The following is a 21,421-nucleotide window of genomic DNA, read 5'->3' as shown; positions in this document are numbered from 1 at the left end:
GCCGATCCCGGGAATGCCGCGAGGAGGAAATGTCAGGCGTTGAAATCGAGTCCCCAGTCCCGGTAGCGCTCGGGATCGTCGCCCCACGATTCGCGCACCTTGACGAACAGGAACAGATGGACCCGGCGCTCGAAAATCGCCGCCAGTTCGATGCGGGCCGCCTCGCCCAGCGCCCGGATGCGCCGGCCGCCCTTGCCCAGCACGATGGCCCGCTGGCTTTCGCGCTCGACAAAAACCACCTGATCGATCTTGACGCTGCCGTCGCGCCGTTCTTCCCACGATTCGGTCTCGACGGTGGCGGCGTAGGGCAGTTCCTCGTGAAGCTGGCGGTACAGTTGCTCGCGGGTGATCTCGGCGGCCAGCAGCCGCTGCGGCATGTCGGAAATCTGATCCTCGGGGAAATGCCAGGGCCCTTCCGCCATGCGCGCGGCCAGATGGGCCACCAGGTCGCCGACGCCATCGCCGGTCAACGCCGAGACCATGAAGGTGTCGGTGAACGCGCCGCTGGCGTTGAGCTCGGAGGCGAGGGCCAGCAGCGCCGGCTTTTTGGCCAGGTCGACCTTGTTGAGCACCAGAACGGCCGGCCGGCCGGCCGTTTTCAGGCGCTCGACGATGGCCCGGGTGTTGGCGTCCAGCCCCTTGGCGGCATCGACCAGCAGCAGTACCGAGTCGGCGTCCTCGGCGCCGCCCCAGGCGGCCGCCACCATGGCGCGGTCCAGCCGGCGCCGCGGCTGGAAGATGCCGGGGGTATCGATGAAGACGATCTGGGACGTCCCCTCGATGTGGATGCCGAGCACGCGCGTGCGCGTCGTCTGCACCTTGGGCGACACGATGGACACCTTGGCGCCGACAATCTGGTTGATCAGCGTCGACTTGCCGACATTGGGTGCCCCCAGCACGGCGACGAAGCCGCAGCGGGTCGGATGATCAGCCGCCATATCGCACCTCCAGCCGGGCCAGCAGGGCCCCGGCCGCCGCCTGTTCGGCCGTCCGCTTGGACGGCCCATTGGCCACCTCGGGCGGGTGGCCCTCAATGGACACCTCGACCTCGAAGAGCGGCGCGTGCGGCGGCCCCTCGCGACCGACCTCGCGATAGAGCGGCAAGTCGAGGCCACGCCCCTGGGCCCATTCCTGGAGCGCCGTCTTGGCGTCCTTGGGCGGTGTCAGGTCCTCCTCGATCAGAACCGCCCAATGGCGGCCGATGAACGCCGCCGCCGCCTCGAACCCGCCGTCCAGGAAAATCGCCGCGATGACCGCCTCGCAGACGTCGGCCAGGATGGCCGGATTGTCGCGCCCGCCGGCCTCCTCCTCGCCACGCGACAGCCGGATGTGGCGCCCCAGGCCGAGGTTGACGGCGACGCGGGCCAGCGTTTCCTTGCGCACCAGTTCGGCATGCCGGCGGGCCAGGTGGCCCTCGCTCTCGCCGGCGAAACGGTCGAACAGCAGGCGGGCGACCACCAGGCCCAGCACCCGGTCGCCCAGGAATTCCAGCCGCTCGTACGACGCCGGCCGGCCGCTTTGCCCCTGCGCCGCGCTGGAATGGCAGAGCGCTTCGCGCACCAGTTCCGGCCGGTTGAAACGGTGACCGAGGATCTTGCCCAAAGGGTCGGAGACGGTGCTCATCCGTCTCAGTCGATGCCGCTGAACAGGCGATCGAAGCGGATCGCGGTCGGCCAGGTCCATATCTTCCACACGCTGCCCTCGATCGAGAAGAACAGGAATTCGGCGCGGCCGACCAGGTTCTCCTTGGGAACGAAGCCGACATCCGGGAAGCGGCTGTCCAGCGAACTGTCCCGGTTGTCGCCCATGGCAAAGAAGTGGCCCTCGGGCACGGTATAGACCCGGGTATCGTCGCCCTGGCCGAAATCGCCCTGCGCCTCGATGATCGGGTGTTGCTTGCCGTTGGGCAGGGTTTCGATATAGCGCGGGTCGCGCATCACGTTGCCGCTGGTCAGGTAGCGCATGTGGTCGGCCACCCGCTCGCGCTTCACCGGCTGTTCGTTGATGTGAAGCACGCCGTCCTTGACCTGGATGCGGTCGCCGGGCAGGCCGATGATCCGCTTGATGTAGTCGGTGCGGTTGTCGGCCGGCAACTTGAAGACCACGACGTCGCCGCGCTCCGGCTGGGTGTAGAGGATGCGGCCCGGAATCAGCGGCAGGCTGAACGGCAGCGAGTGGCGGCTGTAGCCATACGAGAACTTGGAAACGAACAGATAGTCGCCGACCAGCAGCGTCGGGATCATCGACCCCGAGGGAATACTGAAGGGCTCATACGCGAAGGTGCGGATGAAAATGGCGATGAGAACGGCGTAGAAGACGGTCTTCACCGTCTCCTTCCAGCCCTGTGTCTTATTGCGACTCATTAAAATGTCCGTTTAACGTATTGATTTTACTGTCATGAAGGGTCAGGCTGGCGCATCAACGCTCGATCAAGCCAGTCCGCGCCCGCGGTGTCAAGGACCTTCCCCGGCGGCAGCATCCGGCGCCGGCACCGCCGAGATGATGACGATGGCGTGGGCCATCGGGTTCTCGTCGGTCAGCGAAACGTCGATCCGGGCGACCATGCCGGAGGGCGTCAGTTCGTCGAGACGCCGGCGGGCGCCGCCGTGCAGCGTAAGGTAGGGCTGCCCGCTGGGGTGATTGGCGACTGCGATGTCGCGGGCGAAAACGCCCCGGCGATAGCCGGTGCCCAGGGCCTTGGCGCAGGCCTCCTTGGCGGCGAAGCATTGGGCAAAGACATGGGCCGACTTGCGCGGCCGGCCGGCCGCCCTGGCCCGCTCGGTATCGGTGAACAGGCGCAAGGTGAAGCGCTCGCCAAAACGCGCGAGCGCGCGTTCGACGCGCCGGATGTCGCAAAGATCGGTACCGAGGCCCAGGATCATCGGCCGGCCCGTCCCTCGTCCATCAGCGCGCGCATGCCGCGAATGCTTTCGGCAAGGCCGACGAAGATGGCCTCGCCCACCAGGAAGTGGCCGATGTTCAGCTCGACGATGGCCGGGATGGCGGCGATCGGCTTCACCGTCTCGTAGGTCAGTCCGTGGCCGGCATGGCATTCCAGCCCGACCTTCTCGGCGTGGGCGGCGGCCTCGCGGATGCGTTCCAGCTCGCGCTCACGCCGGCCGTCCTCGGCGTCGCAATAGGCGCCGGTGTGCAGTTCGACGACGGGGGCCCCCAAGGAAACGGCCGCGTCGAGCTGCCGCAAATCGGGCTCGACGAACAGCGAAACGCGGATGCCGGCCCTGCCGAGCGCGGCGACGAACGGCTTCAGGTGGTTGTGGCCGCGCGCCGCGTCGAGTCCGCCTTCGGTGGTTCGCTCCTCGCGTTTCTCGGGCACGATGCAGGCGGCGTGCGGGCGATGGTGCAGGGCGATCGCCAGCATTTCCTCGGTCGCCGCCATCTCGAGGTTGAGCGGTACCGGAATGGCCTGGCGGATCTTCGAGATGTCGGCATCGGAGATGTGCCGGCGGTCCTCGCGCAGATGCGCGGTGATGCCGTCGGCCCCGGCCTCGACCGCCAGCATGGCGGCGCGCAGCGGGTCGGGAAAGTGCCCCCCGCGGGCGTTGCGGATGGTCGCGACGTGATCGATGTTAACGCCGAGTCTCAGGCGTCGGTGCATCCGATTCCTCCTGTGCCTTCTTCATTCTGCGGAAACGCCGGCGGTGCTGATAGGCGGCCACCGCCGGCTTGAGCGGCAGGTAGAACACGAACCAGACGACGATCGCCGTGGGAATGCTGCCGATGAACATCGGCCACAGCACCGGCCCTGCAATGTCGAACAGATAATGCATGTCCATGCGCAACAAGGAGCCGGTGATCCTGGCGAACAGATGCACGAAGTTCACCGCCTCGGCCGGTATCGGGCTGCGGACGTTCAGCATCCAGTGACCGAGTTCGTAAATCCAGATCCAGATGAACGGAAAGGTCCACGGATTGCCGACCGCCGTGCCGAGAGCGGCGGCGACCAAGCTGCCACGGACGATCCAGGCCAGCAGGAACGACAGCACGAAATGCAGGCCGATGAACGGGGTGAACGAAATGGCGGCGCCGCAGGCCAGTCCGGCGGCGATGTAATGCGGCGTTCCCGGAATGCGCGCGATGCGGTGGAACAGATACGAGGTCGAGCGCCGCCATCCGGCGCTGGGCCACATCACCTCCCGGAACCGCCGGGCCCAGGACATCTTTCTGCGCCTTAGGAACATGGCGCGAATATAGGCGTTTCAGGCCGTCCCGCCATCAGGAAAACGCGTGGCGCCCCGCCCCGCCGGGATGGACCGGCGAGCCCCCGTCAACCGCGGGCCCGCTCGACGTCGTTGATCACCGGCGAGGCGCGGAGCGCCGCGATGATGTTGGTCAGATGCTTGAGATCCTTGACTTCGATGTCCATCAGCATCTCGAAGAAATCGGGCGAGCGGTTGACGATCCGGAGGTTGTTGATGTTGCCGTCGTTCTTGGCGATCAGGTTGGACACCGTGCCGAGACTGCCCGGCGTGTTGAGCAGGGTGAGCGTGATGCGCCCGACGTGGCTTTCCACCTCGCCCTGGGTGTCCCACGACACGTCGAGCCAGCGTTCCGGCTGGTCGCTCAGCCCCTCGAGCTCGCGGCAATCGATGGTATGGATGGTGACTCCGCGGCCGGTGGCGATGATGCCGACGATACGATCCCCCGGCAGCGGATGGCAGCATCCGGCGAAGTGGACGGCCATGCCGGGAATGAGGCCGACGATCGGCACCGCCGGGTCCCTGCCCTTGGCGCGATTGCGGGCGCGGCCGATCGGCACCACCTTTTCCGAACCCAGGCGCTTCTCGCGCACCCCCGGGTAGACCGTCTCGACCACCTCGCGCCCGGCCAGGTTGCCGGCGCCCACGCCGGCGCAGATATCGTCCGGCGTGTTCGCCTTGAAGACCTTGAGCACGCCTTCCAGCGCCTTGTCGGCAAACTCGTAGCCCGCGTCGCGGAAGGCTTTCTGCAGGATGGCGCGGCCGAGCTGGACGTACTGCTCGCGCTCCTTGGAGCGGATGAACCGGCGGATGCGGGCCCGGGCCCGGCCGGTGACCACGAAGCGCTCCCATTCCGGCGACGGCGTCTGCGCCTTCGAGGTCAGGACCTCGACCTGGTCGCCGTTGCGCAACTCGACCTTGAGCGGCCGGATGCGGCCGTTGATCTTGGCGCCGACGCAGGTATCGCCGACCTGGGAATGGACGGCATAGGCGAAGTCGACCGGAGTCGAGCCGCGCGGCAGGCTGATGAGGTCGCCCTTGGGCGTGAAGCAGAACACCTGATCCTGGAACATCTCGAGCTTGGTGTTTTCCAGGAACTCCTCGGGGCCGGAGGCCTGGTCCAGGATGTCCAAGAGCTCGCGCAGCCAGCGGTACTGCGGCCCTTCGGTGCTGCCGGCCCCCTGCTTGTAGTTCCAGTGGGCGGCGACGCCGCGCTCTGCCACCTCGTGCATCTCGTGGGTGCGGATCTGGATCTCGATGCGCTCGCCCTTGGGGCCGAACACGCCGGTATGCACCGAGCGATAGCCGTTGGGCTTGGGCGTGCTGACGTAATCCTTGAAGCGGCCGGGAACCACCGGATAGGCGTTGTGGATGACGCCCAGCGTCCGGTAGACGTCGTCCAGAGAATCGACCAGCAGGCGGAACGCCATGATGTCGGAGAGCTGCTCGAAATTGATGTTGTTGCGCTGCATCTTGCGCCAGATCGAATAGGGCTTCTTCTCGCGCCCCGACACGCTGGCCTTGACACCGCCCTCGGCCAGCAGCGATTCTAACTGTTTGACGATGATCGGGATCGCCCCGCCGCTCTGTTCGCGCAGGAAATCGAGGCGGGCCATAATCGAGTTGCGGGCGTCGGGGTTGAGCTCGGCGAAGGCCAGGTCCTCGAGCTCGCTCTTGAGCTCCTGCATGCCGATGCGCTCGGCCAGCGGCGTATAGATCTCCATCGTCTCGCGGGCGATGCGCTGGCGCTTTTCCGGATTGGAGATGTAGTGGAGGGTGCGCATGTTGTGCAGCCGGTCGGCCAGCTTGACCAGAAGGACGCGGATGTCCTTCGACATGGCCAGCACCAGCTTGCGGAAGTTTTCCGCCTGCTTGGCGTGGTCGGACGGCATCTCGATGCGCGTCAGCTTGGTGACGCCGTCAACCAGGCGCGCCACGTCGGGACCGAAATGCTTGGTGATGTCGTCGATCGTCGCCGACGTGTCTTCGATGGTGTCGTGCAGCAGGGCTGTGATGATCGAGGCGGTGTCCAGCCGGTAGTCGGTCAGGATGCCGGCCGCTTCGATGGGGTGCGAGAAATAGGGATCGCCCGAGGCGCGCTTCTGCGAGCCGTGCGCCTTCATGGCGAACACGTAGGCCCGGTTCAGGGCGTCTTCATCGGCGTCGGGATCGTAGGCGAGCACGCGTTCGACAAGTTCGAATTGCCGAATCATTCAGCGCCTCGCCACATCACATCTCTGGGAAGCCGGCTGCCCCCGCCGGTCCACGGACGGGGAAAGGCCGTGCGATCGCACGTCCGCCCCCCGCCGGAGTCACATCACACCTCGTCGGAGTCGCTATCCGCCCCCAGCGCCGGGTCTGCGGCCAAATCGGCCTCGTCGACGTCCTCGTAGAGGGCCTCGCCCGACTCTTCGCCTTCGGCTTCGAGTTCGTCGTCGCCGTCCTCGGCCACGACCCTGCTCGGGGTTTCGGCAACGGAAATGCCAAGTTCCTGCTGGATCGCCAGCAGGTCCATCTCGTCCTCTTCCGGCTCGTCGGACTCGACGTGCTTCTGAAGGCCCTTGACCAGGGAATCCGTGAGGTTGTCGATGTCGATGGTTTCGTCGGCGATCTCGCGCAAGGCGACCACCGGATTCTTGTCGTTGTCGCGATCGACCGTCAGCGGCGCTCCCGCCGCGATGTCGCGGGCCCGCTGGGCCGCCACCATGACGAGGTCGAAGCGGTTCGGAATCTTGATGACGCAGTCTTCGACGGTAACCCGGGCCATGTAAACAGGTCTCCGCAGCCAATAGGATGAGGGGGATTTCGCCCATATATATTTGGACCGCGGCCAATAGGCAAGGCCGCATCGTTGGGAATCGGCAACCGGCCCCTGCGGCCGGCCGCCGGCCGTTCAGGGCACCGGCTCGATGAACTGGTCGTCCGGCAAGGCGGCGATCAGGTCGAAGACGGTGTCGCCGATGACCGGATGGCGCCATTCCGGCGCGATCTCGGAAAGCGGCATCAGCACGAAGGCCCGCTGGTGCATGCGGGGATGGGGCAACACCACCGCCGCGTCCGGGGCGGTGATCCGCCCGTCGAAATCGAGGATGTCGAGATCCAGCGGCCGGGGCGCGTTGGGGTGGGAGCGCCGGCGCCCGAATTCGAGCTCGATCTGATGGAGGCACTCGAGCAGGGGTTCCGGCTCGAGGCCGGCCGCCTCGACGGCGACGACGCCGTTGATGAACCACGGCTGATCGGACGGGGGAACCGGGGCGCTGCGGTACCACCGCGAGCGCCGGGTGATCGTCACGCCGGAGTCCTCCAGAAGCTTGAGCGCGTTATGACAGTTCTGGCGCGGGGTCGCCCCCTGCGGGCCCGGAATGTTCGATCCGACGCCGATTAGAATCATCGCCATCCTCGCCGATTCGTGCTTGCGGCGGTGCCGCCCGGGGCCTACCTAGTAGGTCAGGAACAGCTCGTTCCCGGCCCCCGTTGGCCGTATCGTCCGCCGTTGTCGATTTGACTTATGTTTCAGATTAGACTTTTAATTTAACTAGTTAATTAATAAAGGATTTCCAATGAATTTTTATCCGCACGAACGGCTCGGTCTATTTATCGACGGGTCCAACCTTTACGCGGCCGCCCGGGCCCTCGGCTTCGATATCGACTACCGGCGGCTGCTCGAACTGTTCGCCACCGAGGCCACCCTTATCCGCGCCTTCTACTATACCGCCCTCCTCGAGGACCAGGACTATTCGCCGATCCGCCCGCTGGTCGACTGGCTGGACTACAACGGCTACACTATGGTCACCAAGCCGACCAAGGAATTCACCGACGCCGTCACCGGGCGGCGCAAGATCAAGGGCAACATGGACATCGAACTGGCGGTCGACGTCATGGAGATGTCCGAACATCTGGATCATGTGGTGCTGTTTTCCGGCGACGGCGACTTCCGCCGGCTGGTCGAGGCCATCCAGCGCCGGGGCGTGCGGGTGACGGTGGTCAGCACCATCCGCTCGCAGCCGCCCATGGTGGCCGACGAGTTGCGCCGCCAAGCCGACTTCTTCCTGGAACTGCAGGAGCTGCAGCCCCGCATCGAGCGCCTGGGCAACCACCGGGGCGGCGAGTTGCCCGCGAGCGACGGCCCCGGCTCCTACGTCGAACCCGCCTGACCGGCAGCCGCCACCATGCCGACCGTCCATCCATTTGGCTCGCGCCCGCCGTCCGGCTGTCCGCTGTGCCCGCGGCTGGCCGATTTCCGGGACAACAACCGGGCCGCCTTTCCCGACTGGCACAACGACCCGGTCGTGCCGTTCGGCCCCGCCCAGCCGGCAGAGGTACGCCTGCTCATCGTCGGCCTGGCGCCGGGATTGCGCGGCGCCAACCGCACCGGCCGGCCGTTCACCGGCGACTACGCCGGCGATCTGTTGTACGCCACCCTGAAAAAATACGGCCTGGCCGCCGGCATCTACGAGGCCAGGCCCGACGACGGGCTTCGCCTGATCGGCTGCGAGATCACCAACGCGGTGCGCTGCGTGCCGCCGGAAAACAAGCCGACGCCGGCCGAGATCGCCACCTGCCGGCCGTTCCTCGAGGCGCAGATCGCCTCGCTCCCCGCCCTGCGCGCCATCCTGGCCTTGGGCACCATCGCCCATGGCAGCGTGCTCGCCGCGCTCGGGCAGCGCAAGTCGGCGTGGCCGTTCGCCCACGGCGCGCTCCACCGCCTGCCCGGCGGCCCCGTGCTGGCCGACAGCTACCATTGCTCGCGCTACAACACCAACACCGGCCGGCTGACCGAGGCGATGTTCCACGCGGTGTTCGATCAGGTCCGGCCGATCCTCGCCGACTGACACTTCGGGTTTGCCCCGCCCGCCCTTCGCCTGCTATATCCCCCGGCAAACCACCGTTGGGAGGAACCACCTTGGAAATCGTCTGTCTCGACCTCGAAGGGGTCCTGGTGCCGGAGGTCTGGATCAACGTGGCCGAGAAGACCGGCATCCCGGCCCTGCGCGCCACCACCCGCGACGTCCCGGACTACAACGTCCTGATGCGCCAGCGCCTCAAGATCTTGGACGAGCATGGCCTGCGCATCGGCGACATCCAGGCGGTGATCGCCGAGATGGGACCGATGGACGGCGCCCGGGCCTTCCTGGACAAACTGCGCGAGACCTTCCAGGTGGTGATCCTGTCCGACACCTTCTACGAATTCGCCAAGCCGCTGATGCGCCAGCTGGGCTGGCCGACGCTGTTCTGCCACAACCTGGAAGTGGACGGCGACGGCCGGGTGGTCAACTACCATCTGCGCATGCAGGACCAGAAGCGCCATTCGGTCGAGGCCTTCCGCAAGCTGAACTTCACGGTCTTCGCCGCCGGCGATTCCTACAACGACACCTCGATGCTGGCCGCCGCCCACGCCGGCATCCTGTTCCGCGCCCCGGACAACGTCATCCGCGAGTTCCCGCAGTTCCCGGTGGTGCGCGAGTACGACGAACTGGCCGCCCAGATCGAGGCGGCGCGACGGCGCTTCCAGGCCGTGCCGGCCTGACCGCGCAACGCCGGGTCGGCCGGCCGCCCCTTCACAGGACGGGGCGGCGCTCCCACCTAAGCGGAAACCGCCGCCCGAGGAGCTGACCCATGATCGACTTGTACGCCTGGCCGACCCCCAACGGTTTCAAGATCTCCATCCTGCTCGAAGAGACCGGGCTGCCCTACCGGGTGATCCCGGTCGACATCGGCAAGGGTGACCAGTTCAATCCCGATTTCCTGAAGATCAGCCCCAACAACAAGATGCCGGCCATCGTCGATGCCGACGGTCCCGGCGGGCGCCCCTACCCGCTGTTCGAATCGGGCGCCATCCTGATGTACCTGGCCGAAAAGACCGGCCGCTTCATGCCCGCCGACGTCGCCGGCCGCTACCGGGTCATCGAATGGCTGATGTTCCAGATGGGCGGCATCGGGCCGATGCTGGGTCAGGCCCACCATTTCCGCCGGTACGCGCCCGAGAAGATTCCATACGCCGTCGACCGCTACACCAACGAGGCCAAACGCCTTTACGGCGTGCTCGACCGCCGGCTGGGCGAGGTCGAGTACATGGCCGGCAGCGATTACTCCATCGCCGACATGGCGACCTTCCCGTGGCTGCGCAAACCCGAAGGCCAGGGCCAGAACATCGACGACTTCCCCAACGTCAAGCGCTGGTTTGCCGCCATCGACGCGCGGCCGGCGGTGCAGAAGGGGCTGCAGTTGTTGAAGGAACACCAGTCGTCGGGGCCGATGGATGCCAAGCAGCGCGAAATCATGTTCGGCGCCACCCAGTACCAGCGCCGCTGAGCGGCCCAGGCCGTGGCGCTGACCCTCTATGAGCTGGCCGCGGGTGAGCGCCGCTTCAGCCCCTATTGCTGGCGCATCCGCATGGCGCTCTCGGCCAAGGGGCTGGCGGCCACGCGCGTTCCCATCCGCTTCTCCGACAAGGCCCAACTGGCCTTCAGCGGCCAGGATCGCGTGCCGGTGCTGGTCGACGGCGATACCGTGGTCTCCGACAGCTGGCGCATCGCCTGCCACCTGGAGGATGCCTATCCCGACCGGCCGCCCTTGTTCGGCAACGCCATCGCGCGGGGAAGCTGCCGGCTGATCAACCAGTGGGCCGACCGCGTGCAGCTGGCCGGCATCTTCCCCCTGATCGTCCACGACATCTTCCGCCACATCGACCCCGAGGACCGCGCCTATTTCCGGGCCAGCCGCGAAAAGCGCCTCGGCCGGCCGCTCGAAGCGGTGCAGGCCGGGCGCGACGAGCGCGTCGAAGGCTTCCGGGCCAGCCTGGCGCCCCTGCGCGCCACTTTGGCCGAACAGCCGTTCATCGCCGGCGAGGCGCCGGCCTACGCCGACTTCATCGTCTTCGGCGGCTTCCAATGGGCCCGCAGCGTCAGCGATTTTCCGCTGCTGGAGCGGCCCGACCCCGTGTATGGTTGGCTCGATTCCATGCTGGGCCTGTTTGACGGCCTGGCCCGCCAATCGCCGGGATACACGTGGTGACCGACCGTCCAGCCGAACCGTCCTCCGCCCTCGACAAGCCGCCAGCGGAAGCCTTTCCCCCTTTCAACCGCACGTTCGTGGTCGCCGCCACCACCTCGGTACAGGCCGCCATGTCGCTGGCCGTCCTCATGCTGGCGGCCATCGCCCCGGCCGTGGCCACCTCGCTCGGCATTCCCGCCTCGCAGATCGGCTTTCAGATCAGCATCGTCTATGGCAGCGCCAGCATCGTCTCGGTCATCGTCGGCGGCATGGTGCGCCGGTGGGGTGCCTGCCGGACCAGCCAGGCCAGCCTGTTCATGGGCCTGGCCGGCTGCGCGCTGGCTACCGTTCCCAACGTCGCGGCGGTGGCCGTGGCCTCGGTTTTCTTCGGCATCGGCTACGCCATGACCAACCCGTCGGCCTCCCACCTGCTCGCCCGCTTCGCCGGGCAGCGCTATCGCAACGTCATCTTTTCGATCAAGCAGACCGGGGTGCCGATCGGCGGCGCCGTCGCCGGGCTGGTGGCGCCGCCCTTGGCCGTCCATGTCGGCTGGCGGGCGGTGCCGGTGGCGGTCGGCGTCGTCCTGCTCGCCCTCATGGTGGCCCTGCAAGCCCGCCGCGCACTGTGGGACGACGACCGCGATGCGGGTTGGCGCCTGCGCGGCGGCCTGCTCGACGGCCTGGCGGTGATCTGGCGAAACCACCCCATCCGTTGGCTGGTGGCATCGTCGTTCTTCTACACCATCACCCAGCTCAGCCTCGTCGCCTTCCTGGTCACCCTGCTGGTCGAGGACGTCCATATGACCCTGGTCGAGGCCGGGCTGGTCCTTTCGCTGGTCCAGGTGGCCAGCGTCTTCGGCCGCCTGATGTGGGGATGGGTGGCCGACCGCGTCGGCGACGGCGCCGCCGTGCTGGCCGTCATCGGCGTCATCGCCGGGCTGGCGGCGGCGCTGGTCACCCAGGTCTCGCCCGACTGGCCGGGGTTCGGCTTAAGGGCGCTGTTCGTGGTCTTCGGCATCGCCTCGATCGGCTGGAACGGCGTCTTCCTGGCCGAGTTGGCCCGCCTGAGCCCGGTCGGCCGCATCGGGCCGACGACGGGGGCCTCGCTGGCCGTCACCTTTGCCGGTGTCATGGTCGGTCCGTCGCTGTTCTCGGTCATCCACGAGGCCATCGGCAGCTACGCCACCACCTTCGGGCTGCTTGCCGCCGCATCGCTGGCCGGCACCGGCCTGGCCCTGCTCAGCCGCGCCGTGGCGCGCCGCGGGCCGGCGGCCGAAACCGCCGTTCCCCGCTGACTCGGCCTCCTCCTTGGACTCTCTTTTTGGACTCTTGGACTCTTATCCTGGACTCTTGCGTTGGACTCCCGGATCGGGGCCCGTTTTTGGACTCTTGTCTTGGACTCTCGATTTGGACTCTCCCTGAAACCCTGGAAGTCGTGCGGCCAGCACCAAACGGACTGTCCAACGGCTGGCTTGACAGTTAATAATTGGTTAACTAGCTTGTCCTCCCAAGATGGTTGGAGAAACGGATCAGCTAGCGGAGGAACCGCCGCTGACCAGCAAGGAATTGCTGGCGCGTACCGGCATTTCGCGGGCAACCCTGAACAATTACGTGGCGCTGGGCCTTCTGCCCAAGCCCGATGTCCGCAACCCGGGAACTGGGAAGACTCCTCGCCTTGGCTATTTTCCGGCCTCGGTGCTGGCCACCATCGACCAGGTCAACGGGCTCAAAAAAAGGGGCCACACGATGGCAGAAATCGTTTCGATGGTGGGGGTGGGTCACCGCCCCTCCGAGGAAGTGAAGGAGCAGCCGGTCGGCGCTCCCGAACCGCCCGTTCCCCCGGCCGGCACCGCGCCGCGCAACGGCGTCGAAGCCCTGGCGCCCCGGCCGGCGGCGCCGACGCCGGTGGCGTCGTCCCCCTCGCCCGCCGCCCATCCGTCCAGGGGCGGCGACATGGCGGTGACGCTCGATCAGATCAAGGCGCCGGCCTACATGGTCAACTACCGCTTCGAGGTGGAATGGGCCAATCCGTCGGCCCAGGACAGGATCTTCGGCCGCCGCCTCGACGACGCCAGCGCCATTACCGAGCGCAACCTCTTTCGCCTGTTTCTCCAGGGCGACCGGGTGCCCGGCTTCGCCGGCTGCGAGGAGCTGCTGCGCTTCCACCTGTCCATCGCCAAGAACCGGGTCGCCAAGACCGCGCTGTTCGGCACCGACTTGGCCGCCCGCGGCACGCCGGTGGGGCCGCTGTTCGCCCTTTACGACGACGTCGAGCCCATCAACCGCCAGCCCCTGCTGCACACCGAGGTGAACCTCGCCCGTCCGGGCGAGGTCGAGGCCTGGCACACCCTTTACGCCAGCTTCTACCGCGAGGGCATCTTCTTCACCTACGCGGCGGCCGACAACGTCAGCGATTCGCTGGTCGCCCTGCTGGCCCGGCGCGACATCGTCATCCGCGATCTTCTGAAGAAGCGCCGCCCCTATCTGACCGAGTTGGCCGTGCTGGTGGCCGACCTCCAGGATTCGGTCAAGATCTGCACCGAACTGCCGCCCGAGGAATACTTCGAACTGATCAACGAGGTGTGGGGCGCCACCGAGCCCAAGCTGCGCCGGTACTACGCCACCCACGGCAAACATGCCGGCGACGGCATGGTCTGCTATTTTTTCCCGCAGCCGGACTGCAGTTATGCGCTGAACGCGCTGCGCTGCGCCCAGGAGATGAAGGAAACCATCCGCGACATCAGCCGCCGCTGGCAGAACCGCAAGCACTGGATCAACGAACTGCGCCTCAACATCGGCATCCACGAGGGGCAGGAATGGTTCGGCACCTACCAGACGCCGACCCACCTCGAGTTCACCGTGCTGGGCGACACCATCAACACGGCCGGACGCCTTTCCGATTTCGCGCGCCGCGGTGCCATCTGGGCGACCAAGAACCTGCTGGGCAAGCTCACCGCCGAGGATCGCAACCACGTGCGCTTCGGCATCCGGCGCACCACCGACGGCGGCGAGGAGATCCTGGTGCCGTCCACCTATGCGCGGGTGGCCAACCTGGTCGACCTCGCCAATCCCAAATACGAGAAACTCAACGACATCGCCACCCTGCCGGTCACCGAGATCCTCGACGTGGAGCTGGAGCCCGAGAAGGCGTGACGCCGGCTAGCCGTGGTCGCGCATGACGCGGGCCTTCTGGCGGTTCCACTCGCGCTCCTTGATGCTGGCCCGCTTGTCGTAGCTGTGCTTGCCCTTGGCCAGCGCCAGTTCGACCTTGGCCATGCCGCGCAGGTTGAAAAAGATCGACAGCGGCACCAGGGTCATGCCTTCCCGCTGCACGGCGCCGATCAGCCTGGCGATCTCGCGCCGGTGCATCAGCAGCTTGCGGGTGCGCCGGGGCTCGTGGTTGAAGTGGCTGGCCGACTTGTATTCGGGGATGAAGGCGTTGAACAGGTGCAGCTCGCCCTCCACCTCGCCGGCATAAGCCTCGTTGATGCTGCCCTGGCCGAGGCGCAGCGCCTTGACCTCGGTCCCCTCCAGCATGATTCCCGCTTCGAAGGTATCCTCGATGAAATATTCGTGGCGCGCCCTGCGGTTGCTGGCCACGATATTTCCGGAAACTCCTTTTTTCTTTTTTTGCGCCATCGACAACCGGCACGAACGGCCCGCTTACAGCAGGCCGGCCGCCGCCATGGCCTCCTTGACGCGCTGCTTGCTGGTCTCGGCGATCTCGCACAGCGGCAGGCGGGCTTCCGCCGTGCACTTGCCAAGCAGGCTCGCCGCGTACTTCACCGGGCCGGGGCTGGTTTCGCAGAACATGGCGTCGTGCAGCGGCATCAGCCGTTCCTGAAGGTCCATCACCTTGGCCATGTCGCCGGCCCGCCAGGCGCGGTGCATGTCGGCGCACAGGCGCGGCGCAATGTTGGCGGTCACCGAAATGCAGCCATGCCCGCCGCCGGCCATCAGCTGGATGGCGGTGGCGTCCTCGCCCGACAGGATGCAGAAATCCTTGCCGCAGGCGATGCGGGTGCGCATGGGGCGCGCCAGGTCGTTGGTGGCGTCCTTGACGCCGGCGATACGCGGCAGCTTGGCCAGCCTGGCCATGGTCGCCACCGACATGTCGACGATGCTGCGCCCCGGAATGTTGTAGATGATGATCGGCAGATCGACGGCGTCGTGGATCGCCTTGTAGTGCTGATACAGCCCTTCCTGGGTCGGCTTGTTGTAATAGGGCGTCACCACCAGGGCGGCGGCGGCCCCAACCTTCTTGGCGTGCTGGGTGAGCGCGATGGCTTCGCGCGTCGAATTAGAGCCGGCGCCGGCCATCACCGGAACGCGCCCCTTGGCCACCTCGATGCAAAGCTCCACCACCCGCATGTGCTCTTGGTGGCTCAACGTCGGCGATTCGCCCGTCGTTCCCACCGGAACCAGGCCGTCCGTTCCCTCCTGGATCTGCCATTCCACGAAGTCGCGGAAGGCCTTCTCGTCCAGTTCGCCGCTGCGAAACGGCGTGATGAGGGCAACCAGGGAACCCTTGAACATTTAATCCTCTCCTGCGCGTCCGTCGCTTGTTCCGGCGAACATAACGCCATCGTCCGGGACCGGCAAGCGGCGGTGCGCAATAGGGACTTGTCACAGCTTGCCGCCGGCCCCCACCCTGCGTAGAGTGCGTGCCCATGCGACCCCTCCTCTCTACGGCGCGGTGTCCGACCGCCCCCACTCCGCGGCCAGGCCTTCGCGCCTTTCGGCTGGCCGCCTTCCTCGGCGCTGTCGTCATCGCCGTCGCCGCCGGCCTTGCCGCCGCGTCGGCGGCCCCTCTTTCCGACTCCGACTTCAAGGCGGCCCGGGCCGCCTTTGCGGCGATCGAGAAGAACCAGTGGAAGACGGCCCATCAGCACGCCGCCGCGGCCGGCGATCCGCTGGTCGCCAAGATCGTCCGCTGGTTCGACTACACGCGCCCGGAAACCGACGCCGACTTCGCCTCGATCGTCGCCTTCCTCGAAAGCGAGGCCCAGTGGCCCTCGCGGGCCGATTTGCGCCGGCGGGCCGAGGAAAAACTGCCCGGCGCCATGTCGCACAAGGACGTCCTGGCGTGGTTCGAGCGCTACCCGCCGGTCAGCACCGACGGCCTGATCCGGCACGCCACCGCCCTGATGGCCATCGGCAGGGACGAGGGCGCCCACGCCGCCGTGCGCAAGGCCTGGATCGAGGGCGATTTCGGCAAGAGCCAGGAGCAAAACTTCTTCCGGCGGTTTCGCGGGCTCCTGACCCCGGCCGACCACCGGGCACGGCTCGAGCGCCTGCTGTGGGAGGACCGCCAGTGGTCGGCCCAGCACATGCTGTTCCGGGTGGACGCCGACGCCCGCGCCCTGGCCGAGGCGCGCCTTGCCCTCATGGCCGGCAAGGGCGGTATCGACCGCCTGCTCGACCGCGTCCCCGCCAAGCTCAAGAACGATCCCGGCCTGACTTACGAGCGTCTGCGCTGGCGACGCAAGAAAGGGCGCTACGAAGCGGCCCGCGAACTCCTCAAGGGCCTGCCGCCCGATCCCCTGTATCCCCGCAAGTGGTGGATCGAACGCGACATCCTGGCCCGCCGGGCGCTGGACGACGGCTCCATCACCGACGCCTACCGGATCGCCAAGGAGCACGGCCTCAAGCCGACCGAAGCCAACGCCCGCGAATATGCCGACGCCGAATGGATGGCCGGCTGGATCGCACTGCGGCTGCTCGGCGATCACGCCGTCGCCCTGGATCATTTCGTGGCCATGTACCAGGTGGTTCAGTATCCGATCAGCCGGGCGCGCGGCGCCTATTGGGCGGGCCGGGCCGCCGAGGCGATGGGGATGCTGAGGGTCGCCAACCTGTGGTACGCCGCGGCGGCACACCTGCCGACCACCTTCTACGGCCAGTTGGCCCTGGCCAAGCTGGCGCCGGAAAGTCCGCTCAAGTTTCCCGCGGACCCGCAGCCGACCGCCGAGGAAGCCGCCGCCTTCAAGAAGCATGAACTGGCGCGGGCCATCGAGATCCTGGGCCAGGTCGGCGAGACGGTGCGCCTCAGACCCTTCCTGCTGACCCTGGCCGCGGTCTCGGATCAACCGGGCTGGCGGGCCTTGACGGCCGATCTCGCCCATATCGCCGGCCGGCCGGACCTCGGCGTGCTGACCGCCAAGAACGCCGACCGCAACGGCCAGACCCTGCTCAAGGCGGGATATCCGACCGTCGAATTGCCGGTCGCCGCCGGGTCGAACGGCCGCCGGGTCGAGCCGGCGCTGGCGCTGGCCGTCATCCGCCAGGAGAGCGCCTTCTGGCCGGAAGCGATCAGTTCGGCCGGCGCCCGCGGCCTGATGCAGCTGATGCCCGCCACCGCCAAGCACGTGGCCAAGATCGTCGACGTCGCCTACGCGAACGAGCGCCTGACCGGCGATCCTCCCTACAATCTCAAGCTGGGCACCGCCTATCTGGCCCAGATGGTCGACGATTTCGGGGGCTCCTACGTGCTGGCGCTGGCCGCCTACAACGCCGGCCCGTCGCGCGCCCGTCAATGGATTCGCGAGCTGGGCAATCCCGGCCAGTCGTGGGCGGACACCGTCGACTGGATCGAGTCCATTCCCTTCGGGGAGACCCGCAACTATATACAAAGGGTGCTGGAAAACCTGCAGGTGTATCGGGGCCGGTTGACCAACACGCCGCTGCCGTTGGGGTTGGAACTGGATCTCGCGCGCTCGTCCGGGCGCCAAGCCGGTTGACCGGATAACCGGAAGGGCGCATAAGGTGCGGTCCCTTCCACGGGGCGGCGATGCGTAATACCGAAGGGCTATTTATGTCTGAACCGCGACTGCGCGACGAGATCGATGCCTGCGTCTTCGGCGCCTATGGCACCCTGTTTGACGTCGGCTCGGCGATCGGGCGCTACAGGGACGTGCTGGGCAACAAGGTGGCGCCGCTGATTTCCGCTTGGCGCGCCAAGCAGGTCTCCTCCGCCTGGCTGCGCAGCCTGATGGGCGACTACGTCGATTTCTGGCACGTCACCGGCAACAGCCTGGACTCGGCCATGGCGGCGCTCGGCATCAAGGGCGACCTGCTGCGCTCGCGGCTGATGGAAATGTGGCTGCGGGTCGATGCCTTCCCCGACGTCAAGGATACGCTCGCCGGCCTCAAACAGGCCGGCATCAAGACCGCCATCCTGTCGGACGGCTCGACCACCATGTTGACTGCGGCGGTACGCAGCGCCGGCCTTCACGACCTTCTGCATCACGTCATCTCGGCGGACGTCGCCCAGATCTTCAAGCCGCATCCCAATGCCTATCAGGTGGGGGTCGACCGCTTGAAGATCCCGGCCGATCGCATCCTTTTCCTGGCTTCCAACGCGTGGGACGCCGCCGCCGCCACCCGCTTCGGGTACCGTACCGTGTGGGTCAACCGCACCGGCGAGCGGGCCGACGACCTTCCGGCCAAGCCCGAACGCGAGATTTCCAGCCTCGACCAACTGCCGGCCCTGCTCGGCCTGTAACGAGCCTCCCCCGTGCCCACCCCTGACGGCAAGGGGGGTGCGGAGGACGTCTCTGGACAGAGAGAATAGCGCCGCGCCAAACCGGCCTCGCGGCGAGGCCGGATACGGGGCGTCTTCCGTCGCCGTTTACTGCGAGTTGGAGCTTTTCTTTTCGCCGTTGGGGCCGAGGGCGGCCGGCGTGGTGGGCAACTTCGAGCCGTTGCCCGCCGAATTGTCGCGGACCAGCGCGATGCGCTCGTTCGTTTCCTTCTTCTCGGGCATCCGTTTGCAATGCCCTTCGAGGAAGGCGCCCTTCTCGATGGCCAGGTTCTCGTGAAGGATATCGCCGACGACGTGCGCGGTCTTGGCGAGGCTGACCGTCGTCGCCTTGATCTGGCCGTGGATGGTGCCGTAGATCTCGACCATTTCGGCGATGATCTCGCCGGTGATCTGGGCGGTGCCGCCAACCAGCAGATGACGGCTGTGGATGTCGCCTTCGACGGTGCCGTCCACCTGGATCTCGCCTTCGCTCGTCAGGTCGCCGACAATCTTCATGTCGGTACTGATGATGGACGGGACAGCCGGCTTGGCCGCCGTGGCGCCGCCGTCCACTTCCCTCTTACTCTTTGAAAACATAGCGACCTGCCTTGATGAACTTCATGGGGTCTCTGGGTCTTCCCTTGAAAGTGATCTCATAGTGCAGATGGGACCCGGTGCTCCGCCCGGAATTGCCCATCAGGCCGATCCGATCGCGGAACTTGACCTCCTGTCCCTTCTTGACGAGCGTCCGCTCGAGGTGCCCATAGCGGGTGCGGATGCCGGCTCCGTGGTCGATCTCGACCACCCGGCCATAGTTTCCCTTCCACCCCGCGAACACCACGATGCCGGGCGCCGTCGCATGGACGGCCGTCTTGTGGACCCCACCCAGGTCAAGGCCGTAATGCATGGCCCACCGCTTGTTGATGGGATCGAGCCGCTTTCCGAAAGGACTGGTTATCTGGAAATGATCCATGGGCAGCGCCAACGGCAGCTTGCCCAGGATGGTCTGCAACCCCTCCAGTTGATCGAGCTGCACGTCGAGGTTGGTCAGTCCGACCTGCAGCAGATCGCCCGGTTCCGCGTCCGCCCTGACGTCGCCGGCATTGATGAACGGCCCGCCCTGGTTGGCCGTCAGCGAGGCGTCCTCGTTCATCAACTGTTGGACGTCGAGCCCGGCCAGTTCAACGACCTTGGCGAATTCCTCGACCGTGGCGACGGTGCGCTCGGTCAGCCGCTGCACCACGTCCTTCTGGGTCGACTGCAGCGCCGCCATACGGCTTTCCAGCCCCTCGATCTGGCGGCGCATACGCGCGCCCTCGAACAGGGCATGGTTGCGTTCCGCCAACACCGACTGCAGTTCCTGCTCGATCGTCGTGAGGTTGTCCTTGAGGGTGAAGTTGCGGTTGGCCAGCCCCTTCATGTCACGCTCGAGCTCGCCCAGGCGCCCCTTCAGGTTCTCGCGGGCCGACAACACGCTCTCGCGTTCGGTTTCGGTGGAGCGAAGCTGGTTTTCCATCGAGTTCAGATTGCGCTGCAAGGCGGTATTCTGTTCGGCCAGAGACAGCATCATCTCGTGATACTGCTCCAGGTCGCCGCTCATGGCGGTGAACTTTTTCTGATACTCGGCCACCTCGCCCAGCAGGCTGCGATAGGCGAGGCGCACGTTGGCGATCTGCTTGTCTTTGGCGGCAAGGACGTCGTCATGAAAAACGTAGCTGGCGGTGCTGAAGGCGACCCATGCGCCGGCCGCGATCACCACCGCCGATACCGCCATCTGGACCCGGTGGGAGAACCGGACGTGGGCGACGCGACCGTCGGTGCGAATGAAGAACTGCCGCTCGGGGAAAAGCTGCCGGACGAGAAGCCGCAGTTTCTCGCGGCGCGTCCTTCCCCGATGTGCTGGCTCCATAACACCCCCCAAAAGAGCCAGATTTCGCGCCCTACTTTTTCACGGAGGACGCGTCGGCCCCGGGTTGACGACCCTTTTCCGCCGCCTTCGTTGATCGTGCGGTGGAGATTGACGGTAGCTTTTCGCACTCCCCCTGGCAAGCCTCTATTGTCGCGCCGCGGTAGCAGAGCCTCCGCTACACACGCGCGCGCCCTCGTTTTCGCGTGCGCCGCCCCGGCGGAACCGGCTATATCAGAAGGACAAATCGCCCCCGCGTGCGGGAGAAGGATGAAACGTGTGAAGGCTTCGGGAATGAAAGCGGACCGCCCGCCGATGGATCTCAGGGATCCGGCCGTCCTGGCCGCCACCGGGTTCGGCGTCGGCCTGCTGCCGGCCGCTCCGGGTACCTGGGGTTCGCTGGCCGCCCTGCCCTTCGCGTGGATGCTCCAGACGTGGGTGGGGCCGTGGGGGCTGGCCGCCGCCGTCACTGTCGTCTTCGTCCTTGGCCTGTGGAGCGTCGGGCGGGTGGCCGGCGGTCCGGCCGGCGACGATCCCGGCGCCGTGGTCATCGACGAGGTGGCCGGCCAGTGGCTGACCCTGCTTTTCGTGCCGCCCCACCCCATACTCTACCTCGCCGGCTTCCTGCTGTTCCGTCTGGCCGACATCCTCAAGCCTTGGCCGGTCAGTTGGGCGGATCGCGCCGTCAAGGGGGCGCTCGGCGTCATGCTCGACGACATCCTGGCCGCCCTTTACGCCGGGGCGGCGCTTTTCGTCCTGGCCTGGTGGGCGGGAGCCTAGCGG

Annotated in this window: 23 protein-coding genes; 10 read left to right on the top strand and 13 right to left on the bottom strand. The window is 66.7% G+C overall.

The window, feature by feature from the left end:
* Positions 1-32 precede the first annotated feature (32 nt).
* From era to folK, 9 genes are all read right to left on the bottom strand, one after another.
* On the bottom strand, positions 33-938 hold the full coding sequence (era, locus tag ODR01_RS04570) for a GTPase Era (protein ID WP_316976427.1): 906 nt from the start codon (positions 936-938) through the stop codon (positions 33-35).
* Entirely contained in the window at positions 928-1,623 is a 696-nt protein-coding gene (gene rnc / locus ODR01_RS04565) for a ribonuclease III (protein ID WP_316976426.1), read from the bottom strand. The genes era and rnc overlap by 11 nt, the downstream gene beginning before the upstream one ends.
* A gap of 5 nt (positions 1,624-1,628) precedes the next feature.
* Complete coding sequence (gene lepB, locus ODR01_RS04560; protein ID WP_316976425.1) at positions 1,629-2,363, bottom strand: signal peptidase I; 735 nt, start codon at positions 2,361-2,363, stop codon at positions 1,629-1,631.
* Between the two features lie 90 nt (positions 2,364-2,453).
* Positions 2,454-2,882 carry a holo-ACP synthase gene (gene acpS / locus ODR01_RS04555; protein WP_316976424.1) on the bottom strand — a complete coding sequence of 143 codons (429 nt, stop codon included), beginning with the start codon at positions 2,880-2,882 and terminating at the stop codon, positions 2,454-2,456.
* Positions 2,879-3,616 (bottom strand): pyridoxine 5'-phosphate synthase, encoded by a 738-nt coding sequence (locus ODR01_RS04550; RefSeq protein ID WP_316976423.1) that lies wholly within the window; start codon positions 3,614-3,616, stop codon positions 2,879-2,881. The genes acpS and ODR01_RS04550 overlap by 4 nt, the downstream gene beginning before the upstream one ends.
* Positions 3,588-4,148, bottom strand: a complete 561-nt coding sequence (locus ODR01_RS04545; RefSeq protein WP_316976422.1) for a DUF2062 domain-containing protein — start codon at positions 4,146-4,148, stop codon at positions 3,588-3,590. The genes ODR01_RS04550 and ODR01_RS04545 overlap by 29 nt, the downstream gene beginning before the upstream one ends.
* A 137-nt stretch (positions 4,149-4,285) precedes the next feature.
* Complete coding sequence (locus ODR01_RS04540; protein ID WP_316976421.1) at positions 4,286-6,430, bottom strand: RelA/SpoT family protein; 2,145 nt, start codon at positions 6,428-6,430, stop codon at positions 4,286-4,288.
* A gap of 104 nt (positions 6,431-6,534) precedes the next feature.
* Entirely contained in the window at positions 6,535-6,984 is a 450-nt protein-coding gene (gene rpoZ, locus ODR01_RS04535; protein ID WP_316976420.1) for a DNA-directed RNA polymerase subunit omega, read from the bottom strand.
* Between the two features lie 126 nt (positions 6,985-7,110).
* Positions 7,111-7,614, bottom strand: coding sequence for a 2-amino-4-hydroxy-6-hydroxymethyldihydropteridine diphosphokinase (folK, locus tag ODR01_RS04530; RefSeq protein WP_316976419.1), 504 nt, complete (start codon positions 7,612-7,614; stop codon positions 7,111-7,113).
* A gap of 163 nt (positions 7,615-7,777) precedes the next feature.
* Here folK and ODR01_RS04525 point away from each other — a divergent pair, with 163 nt between their 5' ends.
* The 7 genes from ODR01_RS04525 to ODR01_RS04495 all read left to right on the top strand — a co-directional run bounded on the left by ODR01_RS04525 (position 7,778) and on the right by ODR01_RS04495 (position 14,363).
* Positions 7,778-8,371 carry a LabA-like NYN domain-containing protein gene (locus ODR01_RS04525; RefSeq protein ID WP_316976418.1) on the top strand — a complete coding sequence of 198 codons (594 nt, stop codon included), beginning with the start codon at positions 7,778-7,780 and terminating at the stop codon, positions 8,369-8,371.
* Positions 8,372-8,386: 15 nt separating this feature from the next.
* Complete coding sequence (locus ODR01_RS04520) at positions 8,387-9,049, top strand: uracil-DNA glycosylase (RefSeq protein WP_316976417.1); 663 nt, start codon at positions 8,387-8,389, stop codon at positions 9,047-9,049.
* 71 nt (positions 9,050-9,120) lie between these two features.
* Positions 9,121-9,744 (top strand): bifunctional phosphoserine phosphatase/homoserine phosphotransferase ThrH, encoded by a 624-nt coding sequence (thrH, locus tag ODR01_RS04515; RefSeq protein ID WP_316976416.1) that lies wholly within the window; start codon positions 9,121-9,123, stop codon positions 9,742-9,744.
* 89 nt (positions 9,745-9,833) lie between these two features.
* Positions 9,834-10,529: a glutathione S-transferase N-terminal domain-containing protein gene (locus ODR01_RS04510; protein WP_316976415.1), complete on the top strand. Its 696-nt coding sequence runs from the start codon at positions 9,834-9,836 to the stop codon at positions 10,527-10,529.
* A 12-nt stretch (positions 10,530-10,541) separates the two neighbouring features.
* Complete coding sequence (locus tag ODR01_RS04505) at positions 10,542-11,231, top strand: glutathione S-transferase family protein (RefSeq protein ID WP_316976414.1); 690 nt, start codon at positions 10,542-10,544, stop codon at positions 11,229-11,231.
* A complete protein-coding gene (locus ODR01_RS04500; RefSeq protein WP_316976413.1) occupies positions 11,228-12,505 on the top strand; it encodes an MFS transporter in 1,278 nt (425 codons plus the stop codon). Before ODR01_RS04505 ends, ODR01_RS04500 begins: the two co-directional genes overlap by 4 nt.
* Before the next feature lie 217 nt (positions 12,506-12,722).
* A complete protein-coding gene (locus ODR01_RS04495) occupies positions 12,723-14,363 on the top strand; it encodes an adenylate/guanylate cyclase domain-containing protein (protein ID WP_316976412.1) in 1,641 nt (546 codons plus the stop codon).
* A 6-nt stretch (positions 14,364-14,369) separates the two neighbouring features.
* On the opposite strand, the gene smpB is transcribed toward ODR01_RS04495, so the two are convergent.
* Positions 14,370-14,849 carry an SsrA-binding protein SmpB gene (gene smpB, locus ODR01_RS04490; protein ID WP_316976411.1) on the bottom strand — a complete coding sequence of 160 codons (480 nt, stop codon included), beginning with the start codon at positions 14,847-14,849 and terminating at the stop codon, positions 14,370-14,372.
* A gap of 24 nt (positions 14,850-14,873) precedes the next feature.
* Complete coding sequence (gene dapA / locus ODR01_RS04485) at positions 14,874-15,746, bottom strand: 4-hydroxy-tetrahydrodipicolinate synthase (RefSeq protein ID WP_316976410.1); 873 nt, start codon at positions 15,744-15,746, stop codon at positions 14,874-14,876.
* A gap of 134 nt (positions 15,747-15,880) precedes the next feature.
* Between dapA and ODR01_RS04480 the strand changes: the two genes are divergently transcribed.
* Together ODR01_RS04480 and ODR01_RS04475 are read left to right on the top strand one after the other, a co-directional pair.
* Positions 15,881-17,950 (top strand): lytic transglycosylase domain-containing protein, encoded by a 2,070-nt coding sequence (locus ODR01_RS04480; RefSeq protein WP_316976409.1) that lies wholly within the window; start codon positions 15,881-15,883, stop codon positions 17,948-17,950.
* Positions 17,951-18,024: 74 nt separating this feature from the next.
* Complete coding sequence (locus ODR01_RS04475) at positions 18,025-18,714, top strand: haloacid dehalogenase type II (protein ID WP_316976408.1); 690 nt, start codon at positions 18,025-18,027, stop codon at positions 18,712-18,714.
* 126 nt (positions 18,715-18,840) lie between these two features.
* Here ODR01_RS04475 and ODR01_RS04470 read toward each other — a convergent pair whose 3' ends face one another.
* Entirely contained in the window at positions 18,841-19,329 is a 489-nt protein-coding gene (locus tag ODR01_RS04470) for a bactofilin family protein (RefSeq protein ID WP_316976407.1), read from the bottom strand.
* Entirely contained in the window at positions 19,313-20,641 is a 1,329-nt protein-coding gene (locus ODR01_RS04465) for a peptidoglycan DD-metalloendopeptidase family protein (protein ID WP_316976406.1), read from the bottom strand. The genes ODR01_RS04470 and ODR01_RS04465 overlap by 17 nt, the downstream gene beginning before the upstream one ends.
* Positions 20,642-20,932: 291 nt before the next feature.
* Between ODR01_RS04465 and ODR01_RS04460 the strand changes: the two genes are divergently transcribed.
* Positions 20,933-21,418 (top strand): phosphatidylglycerophosphatase A family protein, encoded by a 486-nt coding sequence (locus ODR01_RS04460; protein WP_316976405.1) that lies wholly within the window; start codon positions 20,933-20,935, stop codon positions 21,416-21,418.
* The last annotated feature ends 3 nt before the right edge of the window (positions 21,419-21,421 follow it).

The sequence above is a fragment of the Shumkonia mesophila genome (assembly GCF_026163695.1).
In the GTDB taxonomy this organism is placed as follows: Bacteria; Pseudomonadota; Alphaproteobacteria; order Rhodospirillales; family Shumkoniaceae; genus Shumkonia; species Shumkonia mesophila.
The sequence above is the reverse complement of the archived record's forward strand: the minus strand, read 5'-3'. Positions and strand labels throughout refer to the sequence as shown.